At 68.4% G+C, this 17,002-nt stretch carries 14 protein-coding genes; 5 read left to right on the top strand and 9 right to left on the bottom strand.

Features of this window, described 5'->3' with window-relative positions; translation table 11 throughout:
• Positions 1 to 16: 16 nt before the first annotated feature.
• The 6 genes from ACIO3R_RS10060 to ACIO3R_RS10035 form a co-directional block, all read right to left on the bottom strand.
• A complete protein-coding gene (locus tag ACIO3R_RS10060; RefSeq protein ID WP_402104945.1) occupies positions 17 to 2,062 on the bottom strand; it encodes a bifunctional aldolase/short-chain dehydrogenase in 2,046 nt (681 codons plus the stop codon).
• 57 nt (positions 2,063 to 2,119) lie between these two features.
• Entirely contained in the window at positions 2,120 to 3,286 is a 1,167-nt protein-coding gene (gene rhaI, locus ACIO3R_RS10055) for an L-rhamnose isomerase (protein WP_402104944.1), read from the bottom strand.
• 281 nt (positions 3,287 to 3,567) lie between these two features.
• A complete protein-coding gene (locus tag ACIO3R_RS10050) occupies positions 3,568 to 4,458 on the bottom strand; it encodes a carbon-nitrogen hydrolase family protein (RefSeq protein ID WP_402104942.1) in 891 nt (296 codons plus the stop codon).
• 396 nt (positions 4,459 to 4,854) lie between these two features.
• Entirely contained in the window at positions 4,855 to 5,076 is a 222-nt protein-coding gene (locus ACIO3R_RS10045; protein ID WP_385041978.1) for a hypothetical protein, read from the bottom strand.
• Between the two features lie 597 nt (positions 5,077 to 5,673).
• The gene (locus ACIO3R_RS10040) at positions 5,674 to 6,156 is read right to left on the bottom strand and encodes a hypothetical protein (RefSeq protein ID WP_385041976.1); all 483 of its coding nucleotides are present in this window, start codon (positions 6,154 to 6,156) and stop codon (positions 5,674 to 5,676) included.
• A gap of 82 nt (positions 6,157 to 6,238) precedes the next feature.
• On the bottom strand, positions 6,239 to 7,612 hold the full coding sequence (locus tag ACIO3R_RS10035) for an FAD-binding oxidoreductase (RefSeq protein WP_402104939.1): 1,374 nt from the start codon (positions 7,610 to 7,612) through the stop codon (positions 6,239 to 6,241).
• Positions 7,613 to 7,830: 218 nt separating this feature from the next.
• On the opposite strand from ACIO3R_RS10035, the gene ACIO3R_RS10030 reads away from it, so the two are divergent.
• On the top strand, positions 7,831 to 8,685 hold the full coding sequence (locus ACIO3R_RS10030) for a pentapeptide repeat-containing protein (RefSeq protein WP_402104937.1): 855 nt from the start codon (positions 7,831 to 7,833) through the stop codon (positions 8,683 to 8,685).
• Positions 8,686 to 8,701: 16 nt separating this feature from the next.
• Here ACIO3R_RS10030 and ACIO3R_RS10025 read toward each other — a convergent pair whose 3' ends face one another.
• Positions 8,702 to 9,226 (bottom strand): SRPBCC family protein, encoded by a 525-nt coding sequence (locus ACIO3R_RS10025; protein WP_385041008.1) that lies wholly within the window; start codon positions 9,224 to 9,226, stop codon positions 8,702 to 8,704.
• 281 nt (positions 9,227 to 9,507) lie between these two features.
• On the opposite strand from ACIO3R_RS10025, the gene ACIO3R_RS10020 reads away from it, so the two are divergent.
• Complete coding sequence (locus tag ACIO3R_RS10020) at positions 9,508 to 10,875, top strand: radical SAM protein (protein ID WP_385343650.1); 1,368 nt, start codon at positions 9,508 to 9,510, stop codon at positions 10,873 to 10,875.
• Between the two features lie 7 nt (positions 10,876 to 10,882).
• On the opposite strand, the gene ACIO3R_RS10015 is transcribed toward ACIO3R_RS10020, so the two are convergent.
• A complete protein-coding gene (locus ACIO3R_RS10015; protein ID WP_385041005.1) occupies positions 10,883 to 11,104 on the bottom strand; it encodes a hypothetical protein in 222 nt (73 codons plus the stop codon).
• A gap of 89 nt (positions 11,105 to 11,193) precedes the next feature.
• Here ACIO3R_RS10015 and ACIO3R_RS10010 point away from each other — a divergent pair, with 89 nt between their 5' ends.
• The 3 genes from ACIO3R_RS10010 to ACIO3R_RS10000 all read left to right on the top strand — a co-directional run bounded on the left by ACIO3R_RS10010 (position 11,194) and on the right by ACIO3R_RS10000 (position 14,637).
• Positions 11,194 to 12,045, top strand: a complete 852-nt coding sequence (locus ACIO3R_RS10010; RefSeq protein WP_402105266.1) for a hypothetical protein — start codon at positions 11,194 to 11,196, stop codon at positions 12,043 to 12,045.
• Positions 12,046 to 13,458: 1,413 nt separating this feature from the next.
• Entirely contained in the window at positions 13,459 to 13,815 is a 357-nt protein-coding gene (locus tag ACIO3R_RS10005) for a transposase (protein ID WP_402105265.1), read from the top strand.
• A gap of 177 nt (positions 13,816 to 13,992) precedes the next feature.
• On the top strand, positions 13,993 to 14,637 hold the full coding sequence (locus ACIO3R_RS10000; protein WP_402104935.1) for an SMI1/KNR4 family protein: 645 nt from the start codon (positions 13,993 to 13,995) through the stop codon (positions 14,635 to 14,637).
• A 48-nt stretch (positions 14,638 to 14,685) separates the two neighbouring features.
• Here ACIO3R_RS10000 and ACIO3R_RS09995 read toward each other — a convergent pair whose 3' ends face one another.
• Entirely contained in the window at positions 14,686 to 16,350 is a 1,665-nt protein-coding gene (locus ACIO3R_RS09995) for a hypothetical protein (protein WP_402104933.1), read from the bottom strand.
• Positions 16,351 to 17,002: the final 652 nt, after the last annotated feature.

Here is a 17,002-nt window from a genome sequence, read left to right as displayed (position 1 = left end):
GGCGATCGTGTCCGGGTCATCGCAGGAAGGCCGCCGCCACACCGGCGTCGACAGGAATGTGCAGACCGGTCGTGTGCGTGAGGTCGCCACCGGTCAACGCGAACACGGCATTGGCGACATGCTCGGGCAGCACCTCGCGCTTCAGCAGCGTCCGCTGCGCGTAGAACTCGCCGAGCTTCTCCTCCTCGATGCCGTACGTCGCCGCCCGCTGCGCGCCCCAGCCGGCGGCGAAGATCCCCGAGCCGCGCACCACACCGTCCGGGTTGACGCCGTTCACCCGGATCCCGTGCTCGCCCAGCTCCGCCGCCAGCAGCCGCACCTGATGGGCCTGGTCTGCCTTGGTCGCCGAGTACGCGATGTTGTTCGGACCCGCGAACACGGCGTTCTTGGAAGCGATGTAGATGATGTCGCCGCCGAGATCCTGAGCCAGCATCATCCGGGCGGCCTCCCGCGACACGAGGAAGGAACCGCGCGCCATGATGTCGTGCTGCAGATCCCAGTCGCGGGCCGTCGTCTCCAGCAGCGGCTTGGAGATGGAGATCCCCGCGTTGTTGACGACGAGGTCCACACCGCCGAAGGCGAGCACTGCGGCCCTGAACGCCTCGGCGATCTGCTCCTCACTGGTGACGTCGACGGTCACCGCGACCGCCCGGTCGGCCCCGCCGAGATCCTGGGCGACCGCGGCGGCGTTCTCCGCGTTCATGTCCGCGACGACCACACACGCGCCCTCGGCGGCCAGTCGGTGCGCGATGGCCTTCCCGATGCCCGATCCCGCACCGGTCACCAGCGCCACCCTGGTGGCCAGCGGTTTGGCCTTCGGCATCCGGCGCAGCTTGGCCTCCTCCAGGTCCCAGTACTCGATCCGGAACTTCTCGGACTCCTCGATCGGCGCGTACGAGGAGACGGCCTCCGCGCCACGCATCACGTTGATGGCATTGAGGTAGAACTCCCCGGCGACACGGGCAGTCTGCTTGTCCTTCCCGAAGGAGAACATGCCCACCCCGGGCACCAGCACAATCGCCGGATCCGCACCGCGCATGGCGGGGGAGCCGGGGACTGCGTGCCGCTCGTAGTACGCGCGGTACGCCTCGCGGTACTCCTGGTGCAGCTCCTTAAGCCGCGCCCCGGCCTCGGCCACCGGCGCGTCCGCGGGAAGGTCGAGGACCAGCGGGCTGACCTTCGTGCGGAGGAAGTGGTCCGGGCACGAGGTGCCCAGCGCGGCGAGGCGCGGATGCTCGGCGCGGGAAAGGAAATCGAGCACCGGCTCGGCGTCGGTGAAATGACCCACCTGGGGGCGGTCCGTGGACGCCAGACCGCGGATCAACGGGGCGAGAGCCGCTGCTCGTTCCCGGCGCAGCTCGGCGGCCGGTGCCACCCGGTCGGGCAGTACGGGGCCGAAGGGCTCGGCCCTGCCGTGATCCTTCAGGAACGTCTCGGCGGTGCGGATCATCCACAGCGCGTTCTGTTCGCACGCGTCCGACGTCTCGCCCCAGGCGGTGATTCCGTGACCGCCCAGAATCACGCCGACCGCCTGCGGGTTGGCCTCCTTGACGGCCGCGATGTCCAGACCGAGCTGGAACCCCGGCCGGCGCCAGCCCACCCACGCCACCTTGTCACCGAAGCACTCGGCGGTCAGCTTCTCGCCTTCGGCCGCGCACGCCAGCGCGATCCCCGAATCCGGGTGCAGGTGGTCGACGTGCGCTGCCTCGACCAGGGCATGCATGGCGGTGTCGATGGACGGCGCGGCACCGCCCTTGCCGTGCAGGCAGAAGTCGAAGGCCGCCACCATCTCGTCCTCGCGCTCGATGCCCGGGTACACCTCCTTGAGGGCACGGACCCGGTCCAGGCGGAGCACGGCGAGACCCGGCTCCATCAGGGTGCCGAGGTCGCCCCCGGAACCCTTGACCCAGAGCAGTTCCGTCCCGCCACCGGTGACCGGGTCGGCGCCGACGGCCTTCACCGACGTGTTGCCACCGGCGTAGTTGGTGTTGCGGGGGTCGGAGCCGATCCGGTGCGCGCGCTCCAGGAGCGCTGCGACCTCGGGGTGCGTCGCGGACGTCATAAGGGTTCCTTCGGGGGTGAGAAGTGCGTTGGACGGCGAGGAGGACGTACGGACGGCTCAGGCGCCCCAGCCGGCCTGCGTGCCGCCCACCCGGGCGGCGGCGATGCGTGCCTGGTTGCCGGAGGCGAGGTAGGCGGCGAACGGGTCACGGGCCAGACCCTGTTCCTCACGCACCTCGGCGAGCAGTGGCCGCACATCCGTGTTGTATGCATCCATCAGGACGGCGTTCGAGGCGAGCACGTCGCCCGACTTCTGTGCGGCGCCGAGCGCGTCCCCGTCGACCAGCAACGCCTTGGCGGTCGCCTCCTGCACATTGGCGACCGACCGGATCACCGCCGGGATCTTCGCCTCGATGTTGTGGCACTGGTCGAGCATGAAGTTGACGTTGGTCTCGGACCTGAGACCGCCGTTCTTGACCACCTCGTGCATGATCCGGAAGAGCTGGAAGGGGTCGGCGGCCCCGGCCATCAGGTCGTCGTCCGCGTAGAAGCGGGAGTTGAAGTCGAACGCGCCGAGCTTTCCCTCCCGCAGCAGGATCGCCACGATGAACTCGATGTTCGTGCCGGGTGCGTGGTGACCGGTGTCCACGACCACCTGGGCCTTCGAGCCGAGCTTCAGGCAGTGCGCGTAGGCCGTACCCCAGTCCGGCACGTCCGTGGTGTAGAACGCCGGCTCGAAGAGCTTGTACTCCAGCAGCAGCCGCTGGTCGTCGCCCAGCCGCTCGTACACCTCAGTCAGCGCTTCCGACAGCCTGTCCTGGCGGGCAACGATGTCGTCCTGGCCCGGGTAGTTGGTGCCGTCGGAGAACCAGAGCTTGAGGTCGGGCGAGCCGGTCTCGTCCATGACGTCGACGCACTCCAGCAGATGATCGGTCGCCTTGCGCCGCACCGCCGCCTCGGGGTGGGTGACCGACCCCAGCTTGAAGGCGTCGTCCTGGAAGACATTGGAGTTGATCGCGCCGATCCGCAGCCCGAGGCTCTCGGCGTGCCGGGTCAGTGCGGCATAGTCCGCCACCTTGTCCCAGGGAATGTGCAACGACACCTTCGGTGCGACCCCGGTGAACGCGTGCACCTGCGCCGCGTCCTCCATCTTCTCGAACGGGTCGCGCGGCACGCCGGGCTGCGCGAACACCTTGAAACGGGTCCCGGAGTTGCCGTAACCCCACGAAGGAGTCTCGATCACCTGAGACTTCAGGGCTGCCTTGACGGCCGACACATCAGACATGAACACCTCGTAAGCAGAGTCATCCGGCGACCGGAGCCGTCAGGACGATGTGAATCGTTTCATCTGGAACGTACGCTAGGTTTGACGCCAACCACTAGTCAAGCAGCTAGCCAGTCTTCTTCTGGGTTTGAATCAATTCACCACGGATCGGGGCGACCCGGCCGAAGACGGACCGGGCCGGCCCGAGGTACTTCTCGGACCGACCCGATCGGGTCGGCCTCCGTCGCGTGGGGCGGCCAAGTCAGGTCAGGCGGCCCCCGCCACGTGGCCTCCGCCAGAAACTAGAAGGCGGTGCGGTCGTCGCTGCGGGCGTCCTCGACCAGGTACCCGTCGTAGAGACCTGCCCGCGCCTTGCGCCGCCAGGGCCTGGCCAGGGCGCTCGCGGGGTCCTGCGGGCCGAGGTCGGCGACGGCCAGTGAAGGCGTCCCGTCACGCGGGCACCGTGCGGCCCACTCGCCGTCCGGCCCGATGATTCCCGCCGGGGTGTCACCGTTGAGCCGGGCGGGGATGGCGAATCCGCCCCAGTACCGGTTGGTCGCCGCGTGCGCCCGCATCTCCGTGGCGAAGGCCGTTCCGCCTCCCGTGACACCTCCTGTTGTCGAGAACAGCACGCAGTCGACGTCGAGCCTTTCGTACTCCCCGAAGAGTTCCGGGAAGTGCGCCTCCATGCCGAGCGCGCAGCCGAACCGGACGCCGTCGACCTCGAAGGTCACCGGTGCCGAACCCGGTGCGTACATGTAGGAGACCTTCGTGTGGGACAGCATCCGTTCGTCGTAGCGGGTCGCCACCTCGCCGCGGTCGGAGATCACGTACAGACTGTTGTGCGGCCGGTTGGGTGCGGTGAGCCGGTGGACCGAACCGAGCACGGTCCACAGCCGGAGCTCCCTCGCCAGCCATGCGGTCAGGGCCAGTTCCTCCTGGAGCACGTCCCATCGGAGCCGGCTCCAGTCCGACGCTCCGACCTCGTCGGGGCCGTTGGCGGACAGCAGCCGCTTGTGCGGAAAGCAGACCGCGCCCTCGGGGAACTGCACGACCCTCGCACCGGCCGCACGTGCCCGGTGCATCAGACTCCGTACCTCGGCCCCGCCGGCCCTCAGTTCGGCGCTGCTGCGGGGGTTCTCACGGGCCGTGGTCTGAGCCACGGCCAAACGCAGGTGGTTCTCTTCCGGCATGACGTCTCCTCGAGGAGCCGAACGGAAATGCCGGAGGGCAGTCGAATAGGACTGGCCGGTCTTGGCGGCGCGGGCGCGCACCCGGCGCTTGAGATTCCTGTGGGCTGTCATCTGGCCTTCCACGCCACGGGCGCGAGCCCCCCAGCGACCACACCCGAGACGATCGGACCACGACAGCGACCTGAGACAGGAAGTCCCTTTGCCTCCGTGGAAGACCGAGCTGGGGACGGTCGGGGGAGGTGAGGCGTAGGCCGTCGCGGGCGGATCCCGTCAAGACCCGGATCCAGTGGAGCAGGACCCGGAGGCGTCAGGGCCGGGAGCCGGGCGGGCAGCGGAGCGGCTCCTGGCCCCGGGGGCCCGAAGTCGCTCCCGTGGCCCTCCCGGCACGGTTCGGTGTCAGCTGCCCGACATGCTCGGCTGGAGCGATCGGACGAGGTCGAAGAACTGGGACTCGTTGCCCGAGAACCCGGCCCGCCGCAGCGCGCCGTCGGCCTCCTCGATCGGTGCGGCGAGCAAGGGCATGTACAGAGGGGCGTCATCCGGGTCGGAGAGGACAGCCCGGGTGGCCTCCAGTAAACGGACGTACGCCTGCGCCGCGGCGAGTTCGTCATTGCGCATCTCAGCATCTCCAGGTCAGAGGTGTCGGACCCACAAGCATCCCCCATGGGTCTGACAACGCTGCGGTGCGACGGCACGGGGTGACGCCCCGAGAACGTCGTTGGCAGGTGGTGTCGTAGGTCGGGAAGCGCTGGTACGGGCCACCTCCAGTAACCATTACGGCACCGGCCCGCCTGTTGTGCGACTGACGTACGGGCGCGGAGCCCGGCCGTGGGTCGGGCCGGGAGCCGCGGGGAGGGTCGGCACGGTCGTCGCGGCGGGCGGTCCGGCCTTCGAGCCGCATAGACATGGTCCACTCCGTTGTTTGGTTCTCCGCTGTGAAGGCGAACGGCCGGGCCGCGTGGGGCCGTCGACCGGACGCGGCCCCGGACAGCCAGGGTGCTGTTCCACTGTGCGACGGAAAAATGGACCCGCACGTCCAGAGAAATGGCGAGACCGTGCCCGCGGCGTCGGGTGAGTGAGCTTGCAAGGCGGGGATCATTCCCGCACGGAAGCACGTGGACGGTGGACGACTGGCGTCAACGCGGCGCGTGCGTGTGCGGGCGTGGTGGGCCGGAGGCGCCACCACCGACCAGGCACACGAGCCCGTTGGCGGCACTACGGGCGACGCGCACCGGCCGGTGGTTCGACCTCCAGGAATCTTCGGCGCCGTGGCCCGCGGTACAGCAGCGCGGTCCAGCCCGACTCCCGCAGCACCTCCGCGCACCGGGGCAGTTCGGCGTCCTCCTCGTGAGCCGCCCCGCTGCCGGGCGGCCCGAGCCACTCGACCCGTACGGTGCCCGGCGTCGCGCCGGCCACCACCCGGTACCCGGTCGCCGTGCGCCGCCCCGACGCGTCAACGGCCGACGCGGACAGGCCCGATGCCTCGAGTGCGAGGGCGACGGCCCGTACCGGCCGGTGCAGTTCCCACGGGGCCGGCACGGACTCCGGGGCCGGGTGACCGGTGTTGGTCAGCCGCCGTATCTGCACCATCCCGGCGAACGCGGTCCGCACCGCGGCGGCGCGCCTCGCGGCCGGGCCAGGGGGCGACGGACCGTCCCCGGTGGCCGGTTCGAAACCGGTCTCCTCCTCGGCGCTCATCCGCCTCCCCTTCAACCCGTACGTACTTGCTGCCAGTGTGCGCCGCCCCACTGACAACGGGCCCCGCACACGGACGGCGAGGTCAGACGCGGCTCCCGAGCACCTTGCCCGGGTTCAGGATGCCGTGCGGATCGAGCGCCGCCTTCACCGCGTGATGCATGGCGAGCGCCGCGGGTCCCAGTTCCTTGTCCATGCCGCGCATCTTCAGCAGCCCGACCCCGTGCTCGCCCGTGACCGTGCCGCCGAGCGTGATCGCGTCGTCCAGGATGTCCTCGAAGGCCGACTGGGCACGGGCGCGTGCGGCTTCGTCACCCGGCGGCGTGATGATCAGGGGGTGCAGATTGCCGTCTCCGGCATGGGCGATATTGGCGATCAGGATGTCGTGCCGGGCCGCCGTCCGCTCGATCCGCGCCAGCATCTCCGGAACCGCGGTCCGCGGTACGCACACGTCCTCGGTCAGGACCGGGCCGAGCCGCTCCAGTGCCGGATAGGCCAGCCGCCGGGCCTGGAACAGGGCATCGGCCTCCTGCTGGTCGGTGGAGACCGCCGCCCAGCTCGCGCCGGCCCGGTCGAAGCACTTCCGGATCAGTTCGGCCTCGGCGTCACCCTCGGCTCCGGGGGTGTCGACCCGGCCGAGCAGCACCACGTCCGCGTCCGCGGACAGCCCCATCTTCTTCCAGGCGTCCACGGCGGCGAGACAGTGCCGGTCGACCAGTTCGAGCGCGGACGGGATGACGCCGGACGCCGTCACGGCGCTCACCGCCTCACCCGCGGCGACCACCGACGAGAAGTACCCCGCCACCGTGCGCTCCTGGAGCCGTGCGGGACGCAGGCGCACGGTGATTTCCGTGATCACCCCGAGCGTGCCCTCGGAGCCCACCATCAGCCCCGCCAGGTCGTATCCCGCCACGCCCTTGGCGGTACGGCGGCCCAGCGAGACGACTTCACCGAGCCCGTTGACGACCTCGAGGCCCAGCACGTAGTCCCGCGTCACCCCGTACTTGACGCAGCACATGCCCCCGGCGTTGGTCGCGACGTTCCCGCCGAGGGTGGACCACGGTGAACTGGCCGGATCCGGCGGGTACCAGAGCCCGTGCTCCGCACAGGCCGCCCGGAGGTCGTCGTTGACCACGCCGGGCTGCACCACTGCCAGCCGCTCGGCCGCGTCGATGTCGACGATCCGGTTCATGTCCTCGAACGACAGGATGACCGCTCCGTCGACGGCGTTCGCGCCGCCGGACAGACCGGTCCCCGCGCCGCGCGGCACCAGCGGAATGCGGTGGGCGACGCAGTGGCGCACCACGTCCCGCACCTCGTCGGTGCCCTGTGGGCGCACCACCGCGAGGGGCATCCCGTACGGAGCCCACTCGGCCTCGTCGTGCTGGTACCGGGCCAGGCCCGCCGGATCGGTCAGTACCCGCCGGGCCGGGATGCTGTCGACTGGTGCGTTCGCCACGATGGTGACCACCTCCCATAAAGATGTATTACCCACCATTGTCGCGCGGAGCAGCCGGTCCGTGGGGTAGGCCCCCCGTTCGGCGGTTTCCGGAGGCTCTGTCGCGGTGCCCGGCCCGGCAGGACCCTTGGCGAAATGCACCAGGTGGATCGGGCCCGCGGTGAAGCTCGGTAGGCTCGGTCGCTCATGAACCCCGTCCACCGGAGGATGCAGGCGCCGTGCCCGATATCGACCGAGCCCCCGGCACCGACCACGCGGACAGCACCGGCCGCGCCGGCCTGCGCGCCGACTGCGGGAACTGTTTCGGCCTGTGCTGTGTCGCGCTCACCCTGACCCGGTCCGCGGACTTCGCCATCAACAAGGACGCCGGGAAACCCTGCCGCAACCTTCAGGACGACTTCCGCTGCGGTATCCACACCCGCCTGCGCACCGAGGGCTTTCCGGGCTGCACCGTGTACGACTGCTTCGGAGCCGGCCAGAAGGTCTCCGGGGAGACCTTCGGCGGACAGGACTGGCGCGCGGCCCCGGAGAGTGCGCAGCAGATGTTCCAGGTCTTCCCGGTCATGCGTCAGCTGCACGAGCTGCTCTGGTACCTGACGGAGGCGGCCGAGCTGGCGCCGGCCCGTCCCCTCCACGGCGAGATCGGCCGCCTCCTCGACGCGACCGAGCGCCTCACCCACCTCGACGCCGACGCCTTCGCCGACCTCGACGTCGCGGCACACCGGGACGAGGTCGCCGCCCTGCTCTCGCGCACCAGCGAACTCGTACGCGCCGGCGCTCCCCGCAAGAAGAAGCGCAACCAGCGTGGCGCCGACCTCATCGGGGCCCGCCTCAGGGGAGCGGATCTGCGCGGCGCCGACCTGCGCGGTGCCTATCTCATCGCCGCGGACCTCACCGGCGCCGATCTCCGGCTCGCCGACCTCATCGGCGCGGACTTCCGGGACGCGGACCTGTCCGGTGCCGACATGACCGGAGCGCTCTTCCTGACGCAGTCACAGCTGAACGCCGCCCGGGGAAACGGCGCCACCCGGCTCCCTCGGTCGCTCGGCCGCCCCACACACTGGGAGCGTTGAGGGCGGCGGCCGAAAGTCATGCCCGGGGCGCGTCCCCGTTCAGTGGGGCCTCCAGTGCTGCCTTCAGCTGCTGGAGCGTGGTGCGGATGTTGCCGCGCTGGAACTCGGCGAACGTGTGTCCCCGGGTGGCCACCCTGTCGAAGGCGTTGGCCAGGAAGTCCGGCCAGCTTCGGCGGTCGTCGGTCCAGGTCTCGGTGACCCGTGTGCCACCGTCCACAGCCTCGAACCGGTACTCCCACGTGGCGATCGCGCCGGGAAGCCGCGGCCGCCGTGCACCGATCGCGTGGACCCGGAAGGCGAACCGCTCGCCCGGATCGGCCGCGGTCACCGTGCACCGCGTCGTCCAGCGCATCCGCCCACGCTTGTTTCGGCCCTCGAAGACCATGCCGACGTACGCGTCCCGCCGCTCCCCGAGCACCTTCGCACCCCGGTTCTCCGGACTCCAGCGCCCCATCGCGGTCGGGTCACTGAGCTGCTCGTACACGGCCGAAGGGGAGGCGAGAACCACGATGCCGTCCGACACGGACATGGTGCGGGGCATGAAGCACTTCCGATCCGCGGCCGACTCCGGCAACCACCGGGCGTCGGGCCGACCGCACGGCCGACGGGCTCCCGGATCCCACACCCTACTCACCGGTCACATAGGTCGCGGCGGCGGGCGCCAGCAGAACGTTCCCGGCGGCCCCGCACCCCGCACTCCGGGTCGAGGACACCCCGCTACCGAGAACGCCTCCCTGATCGAGAACGGTTCCGGTCCGTGGTTCGTTGCACAGGGTGGCGTATCCGGAACACCACCGACAACCGGACCGAGGAGCCCCGCACATGCCCAGCCGCACAGACCCCAGCCGTACCGAGCCCGGCAGCACCGAAGCAGGCCGCACCCGCTTGATCGAACGGCTCATGGAGCAGTTCCCGCACGTGCCGCGGGAGGCCGTGATCAAGGAGGACCTGCTGCGCGGCGGCCTGGCCTTCGACGAGTCCGCGCTCAGCGACAACGAGGGCGGTGACGTCAAGCCGAAGTCGTACTTCATCTTCTCCTTCGACCACGGCACCCTGCCCGAACTGGGGGCTGCCGCCCTGCGCCGGCCGCCGGAGGAGATCGTCCTCACCGGCGGACCGTACGAGCTTCGCCGCACCGTGGTCTCCGTGCGGGTCAACCCGGCTTCTCCCTATCGGGTCGCGGCCGACGACGACGGAGTGCTCGGGCTCTACCTCGACGGCCGGCGGATCTCCGACGTCGGCCTCCCCCCGATGCCGGACTACTACCGGCACACGCTGGAGAACGGCAAGTCCGTGATGGAGGTCGCGCCCACCATCCAGTGGGGCTACCTCGTCTATCTGACAGTCTTCCGCGTCTGCCAGTACTTCGGTGCGAAGGAGGAGTGCCAGTACTGCGACATCAACCACAACTGGCGCCAGCACAAGGCCGCGGGCCGCCCGTACACCGGAGTGAAGCCGGTCGAGGAGGTCCTTGAGGCACTGGCCATCATCGACCGGTACGACACCGCGAAGACGTCCACGGCCTACACGCTCACCGGCGGTGCCATCACCTCCCACATCGGCGGCCGGGACGAGGCCGACTTCTACGGCCAGTACGCGAAGGCCATCGAGGAGCGCTTCCCCGGCCGCTGGATCGGCAAGGTCGTCGCCCAGGCCCTTCCCAAGGCCGACGTGCAGCGGTTCCACGACTACGGCGTGCAGATCTACCACCCCAACTACGAGGTGTGGGACCCCCGGCTGTTCGAGCTGTACTGCCCCGGCAAGGAGCGATACGTCGGCCGCGACGAATGGCACCGCCGCATCCTGGACTCCGCCGAGGTCTTCGGCGCCCGCAACGTCATCCCCAACTTCGTCGCAGGCGTGGAGATGGCCGAGCCCTTCGGCTTCACCACGGTGAAGGAGGCCATCGAGTCCACCACCGAGGGCCTGCGGTTCTTCATGTCGCACGGCATCACGCCCCGCTTCACCACCTGGTGTCCCGAGCCCACGACTCCCCTGGGGAAGACGAACCCGGACGGCGCTCCGCTGGAGTACCACATCCGGCTGCTGGACGCCTACCGCTCGACGATGGAGGAGTACGGGCTCAGCTCGCCCCCCGGCTACGGTCCGCCGGGCCCCGGACGCGCGGTGTTCTCCGTCAGCTCCTTCATGGACAGCCTGCCGGCCCGCCCCGACGACGAGAGGCCCTGACCGCCGGTCAGCCGGCCGGCTGTGGATCCGCCGCGGCGGCGAGTTCCCGTACGACCTGGGCGAAGCCCCGTACAAGCGGGGTGTCCATGCCGTCCGCCCAGGCGGGCACCACCCACAGCGGTTCCACGTCGGTCAGCGGGGCCCAGGAGAGGCCCGGCCGCGCGTAGTACCGGGCCATGCTCAGGGGAGCGAAGCAGACGGAGGAACCCTCCGCCACCTGCTCCAGCATCTCCTCGACGTTGTCATTGGGCGGGCCCCACTTCGGACTCGAACCGTCCGGCCGGGGGTTGACCGCCCGCTCTCCGCCGCACGGTCGAGCTGCCGGAGGGCACGCTCCCGTTGTACGAGACGGGCCGCACCGCTGAGCGGCAGCGTACGGAGGTGCGCCAGCGGGTGGGGACGAAGTACAAGCAGTCCCAGGCTCGACAGATCGCTGAGGCGACGATCCGCAAGGAGGTCACTGCGAAGAATCGCCCCGCCGACCTGATCAATATCGCGCTGGAGAAGGTGGTGGCGGCCGGGCTGGAACTGCCGACGTTCTCCACCTTCGACACGATGGCCTCCACGATCCGCACCGAGGTGAACACCTCGATCTGCTGGGGCATTCACAACCGGATGAGCCTCGCGGAGCAGGCGCGGATGCTGTGGTTGCTGGAAGAGCGAGACAGCGACGGCATCACGCAGTTCAACCGGTTGAAGCAGACCGCCCAGGGCCCGAGCTGGTCGCACTGCAAGCGCCTGTTCACGCACTTGCAGTGGCTGGACGAGCTCGGCGACACCGCGGTGTGGGTGGACGGTGTCGCCGCACCAAAGGTCACCGACTTCGCCCGGGGAGGCAGATGCGGCAGACGCCTCCGAGCGCTCGGCGAGGACGGCAAGACCGTCGACATCGCCTTCTCCACGCAGAACTGGCGCAAGGCCGTGCTCGACGAGACGCGGCCCGGCCGGTTCGTCCGCAAGCGCTTCGAGGCGATGGTCCTCACCCACCTCGCCGAGGAGCTGCGCACCGGGGACGTCGCGGTGGTCGGCTCGGAGGAGTACGCCAGCTGGTCCGAGCAGCTGCTCGCGTGGGAGGGCATCCAGGAGAAGCCGGCCGACTGCCTGGTGGAGGTCGGACTGTGCGAGGAGAGCGAGGCCGGCGCCTTCGACGCGACGTCCTTCCGCCGGTAGCTGGAGGACAAGCTGCGCGGCGCCGCCGCGGCGGCGGATGCCGGGTACCCGGACAACGAGGGCCTGGTCATCGGCCCGGAGACCGGCATCCCGTCACTCAAACCGCACCGTTCCAAGGGGCAGCGGCCCTCGGCATCTCCCAGGCGTGGGGCGACGGCACCGCCGTCAGCGCCCCCGGCACTGTCCCGAGGGGCAGTACGTGGGGGTCGTCCGCGGCCAGACCGGCTTCAATCGTCAGTACCTCAATGCGAAACTGCGCTACTACCGCGACTTCCGGACCCGGTGGCCGGACCTGGAAGCATGGTTCGCCGAACCCCTGGTGGAGCGGGCGGGCCGGCTGCCTGGGGAGCCTTTCCACCGCCCGTCGTTCCCCACCTCCCACCGGGCCCGGACCTACCTGACCTATCTGGGCCTGCGCGGGTACGCGACATTCGACTACCGGTGGATGTTCGCCGTCGGCCAGCTGCGCGTTCACGACCAGGCCGCCCTGCTGGGGATCGATCCGGGCACCATGGTGCTGGTCGAGGAAGCTGTCGCACTCGGCTATAACCGGATGTCGGCAGGCGATGCACTGGTCGGTGGCCCGGATCGTGTTGCGCAACGGCCTGACCGATGTCGCCGACATCACTGGCGGCCACGTCGCCGAGGTCCTGGAAGCCATCCGTCTGTTCCCCGAGGACCCGGAGTTCGCGTCCTTTTACCCGTCGGCGCAACAGTTCTACGAGGGCCCGGCGAAGAGCTGGATCACGCACCTGCACCAGCTTGAGGTGGTGCTCTTCCATCGCGGCCAGGTCGCCAAGCAGCCACGCAAGCTCATGCCGTCGTGGAAGCCGCCGCTGACGCTGCCTCCCCGGATGCTGGCCGTCGCACAGAAGTGGCTGGCGGCCCGCAAACTGACCGACGCTCCCTCGACAGTGGACAAGCTGGAGCTCGCGGTGCGCACGTTCTGCCGGTGGCTGGAGGCCAACCATTCCGGTATCACGACGTTCGCCGACGTCACACGCGACCACTGCCTGGGCTGGATCGGGCACATCGCCGAAGCGCCAACCGAGAAGACCGGCAAGCCGCTCGGTGTCATGTCACGGATTCAGCGGATCTCCGGGCTGTCGCAGTTCTTCCGGGACACCGCGCTCTGGCAATACCCGGACGTGCCCGGCCACCACACCCTCATCGGCGCCGGTGACGCACCGAAATTCCCGCTGAAAGTGCCCCGCTTCATCCCTGACGACGAACTCGACCAGTTGATGCCGGCCATCGACGCGATCGTCTGCCCGTTCCAACGCGCCGCACTGCTCGTGGCCCGCTGGTCCGGCGCCCGACGCACCGAGATCCAACGGCTGCCCATGGACTGTCTGGACCGCTACCCCGACGGCACCGCACGACTGCGTCTCTCCGGTCGCAAAATCCACCTGCCTGGCCTGCCCCGTCCGCCCCCAGTGCACCAACGCGGTCAGCGGCCCGCGCGCGCTCGCACTGCTGCCCACCCGCGAACTGCACGAGATCCAGCAACAAAACCGTCTGGACCAGCACACCAAGGACTGGCAGCACCGATACGCGATCCGCGCCGGCATCGAAGCCACCCTCTCCCAGAACGTCCGCATCTGCGGCCTGCGCCGGACACGCTACCGAGGCCTGCCAAGAACACACGTCCAGCACGTACTCACCGGCCTGGCCTGCAACTTCACCCGCATCACCGACTGGATCGCCGACCCGACCCGACCCCGACGAGCCCCAAGTCATTTTCACGCCCTCTGTACGGCCGCCAGCTGACCCACACAAGATCGCCAACAGAGTCACGGCATTGGCCCTAGACCTGGCCTCCGTCTCCGCGCATGCAGCACTGACGACGAGATGCTTCCACTGGGCGGCCCGGCACCCCCAACGTCTCCTGGTACCGCTGTGGTTATGGGCCGGACTGCGCCTGCCCTGACCGGTACCGTGTCAGCCGTGAACGATTACACACAGCGGGCGCAGGTCATCGAACAACGACAGGTGGTCGACGCCTGGCAGAGGATCGAGTCGTGGTTGCATCAACATGCTCCGGCGACATTGGCTAGGCTTCGGCCCGGTGCATCCGAGGCGGAAATCGCGGCCTTGCAGCAGACACTGGGCGTTCGGCTTCCTGAGGGGCTAAAGGCGCTGTGGCGTCAACACTCCGGATCTCTTCCCGATCCACTGGCGAGCTTCATGCTCGGCAAGGGTGCGTTGATAGACTTCGATGCAGTTCTCAGCGTTTACCGGCAGAAGATGCTGCTGCAGCGACGCGAGGATGAGTTGAAGCGGCAGAGGGGGGGCGGTGATGAATTCACTATGTGGCGCGCAGCGTGGATCCCCTTCTGCTCTTTCGGTGTAGATTGCCTCTCTGGTCTCTGCCTGGACGTCGAATCGGGGAGGTTGTGGTACTGGAGCGAGTACGCCGAGCGCACTGTTAGGTTCGAGTCGCTCACCGCCTACTTGGAGGAGATGGCCGACGTTCTTGAAGTGCCGTCCCTGGCAACTGGTGACAAGCCTGGCCTGGTAAACGGCGTTCTGGTGTGGGGGTCGCCTCGTAATGCTGTGGAACGAGCGTTGTGGGAACCGATTGCTGAGTGAGGCATGTGGGGGCGGCAGGTCGAGCCCGCCCCCACACATCAAACAGAGCTAGCTGACCTGCTTCCAGGCACAAGCGGCGGTGGAAGTACAGTGCTCGAAGCCGGGGTTGCTGAGGTAGAACGCGTCGTTGTCCAGCATCCGCCACGAGGGGGCCGGAAATTTGCTGAACACCCCGGAGTTCTGATCACCGGGGATGGTGGCCCTACCACACTTCTCCTGACTGGAAAGGCCGTTCTTATCTTCCCGGGTATCGGCGAAGATTCCGAAGGTGGATCCGGATGGGGCTGCGTAGAGCTGCGCGCACTGGTCGCCCGACGTTACCTCGTTGGCACCGCCAGGGAAGCCGCCGCTCTCATGGGTGGAGGCCATGGCAAACTCGTCACAGGTCGGCGAGCCCAATGCGGTGTCCATCGAATGCCGTGTCCAGGAGTCCGGGCACACCACCTTTCGACTGTCGTCGCTTGTCCACGTCGAGCCGTCGTCGGTCTTGACCGCGGTGTCCGGGCCAAGGTAGTGCAGGGGTGCATCGCCTGTGCCCGGGATGCCCGTCATCCTGTGCTGCATCAGCCAGTAGTAGGCACCGGCTGCCGGGTAGAGATTGGTGTCGGCGGTGTAGACCGGGGTGAAGTACGGCAGCACGCAGCCTGGCGTACTACCCCCGGGAACGAGGTCGTCGCAACGTACCTTGAGCTCGTCACCGCTGGAGCCGAAGTCGGCGTTCGCCATCAGATCGAGATCGACATCGACAAACCCCGTCATGTCCCAGGTGAGACCGATGGTCTCCTTGCCTGTGCCCAGCCACTTTGTCGTGGTACTGGCAACCTGAGTCTCGTATACGTCGCTGGGCAGCCAGTACGCTGCTTCGCTCGCGCCCGTCTCGTAGTTCTTCCACGTCGGCAGTGTGCTGTCGCAGGCGCCACAAACCACCCCAGGTTTCCACGTCAGACGGACACCCAGCAGAGCAGGGTCGATATACGTCGGAGTGACAAACAGCTGCTGGTCGAACTCGGCGAAGTCACTGCCACCGGCGCCCTTGTTCGGGTAAGTCTTAAGTTGCTGCTGGAGCTTGAACGTAGCCGTTCCGAACGGCGGCTTGGTCTCGTCGCCACCGGACGTAAATATCAGCGTCGCTTCGCCCAGATCGTTCAGACAAGCGTCGGTGCGGTTCATGTAATCATGGCCCGACGGCTTGCCGCCGCACCACTCCACCAGATCCGACACCGCAGCTTGGGCGGATTTTAGAGACTCTGCATTGTCCTTCGATGCTGGATGGAACTCGATGCACACCTTCTGCCCTTGCGCATTGGGCTTCGAGCAGCTCCGCCCGCCGTCAGCGGACCGGACCGCCAGGGCTCCCGGATCACTGCGGAAGATCTCCTGCTCGGTCTGGGCCACCGGGTCGATGGTGGAAGACGACTGCGGAGCGGGGAAGGTCACGTACGGGCTGATGCGGAACTTCGCCCACGGCGACCAGTCTGTCTCGTACAGGGCACCGTCGAAGGCGGAGGTGTGGAAGGTGTAGGTGACGCCCTGCTTCAGTCGCCCCTCGGGAACGGTGACCTCGGCGGTCCCTCCGGAGGGAATGAAGTCTGAAACGAGGACGCCGTAGCTGTTCTCGTCGGTGAGCTTGACCTGGTCCTTTGCGTTGCCGTTCGAGTCGGTAGTCCAGACCTCGAATGTCACGTTGCTCTTGTCGCCATCGGCATCGGTCACCGTGTTACGCAGTACGGTCTCCGGGCTAGTGACAGTCCAGACACTGGCCGCCTGCTTAAACTCCGGCCCTGCCTTCGGAGTTGTACCGGATTTTGGCCGGCTGCCCGCAGCAGCCACCCGAAGTTCGGGACCGGCTGCTGGACGTGTCGACGGCGCTGCGTTGGGGTCGACGCTACCGATGGAGTCGGCGGCGAATGCAGGGCTGGATCCTATGAGGAGCGCGAGAGCGGCGCCTATGGCCGCCCTGCGCAGGAATCTCACTGTTCGTCTGCGTCTCAAGTCTGCTTTTCTCCTTGCGAGTTGGGCGAGTGACGTGACCTCGCTGCCACCCTGTCTATGCGGACCGAGACCACCCCAGCAAGACCACTAAGTGGGGCGTACACCTGGTTTCAGGGCGTGTCGGATGTGGCGATGGACACGGTTGCACGTCCAGCGATCACGATCGTGCGAGGAAATCGTGCATCCGCGCTGTGCTGGTGCCGGTGTGACGGTAGCTCTCAGGCCACCAGCGGCCGGGGCCCGCTGAACCATTCGACGGACCTCGGGCCCCTCACCTCAGACCGGTTGCGGAGCGTCCGTGGACCGCGCCTACAAACCGCTGGGCGGTATCAGGTCTCAGCTCGAAGACTGCCGCGATGTGCAGAGGATCGCG

The organism is Streptomyces sp. NPDC087428 (assembly GCF_044744085.1).
Taxonomy (GTDB): Bacteria; Actinomycetota; Actinomycetes; order Streptomycetales; family Streptomycetaceae; genus Streptomyces.
Note: the sequence above shows the minus strand (reverse complement) of the source record. Positions and strands in the feature narration are given on the sequence as shown.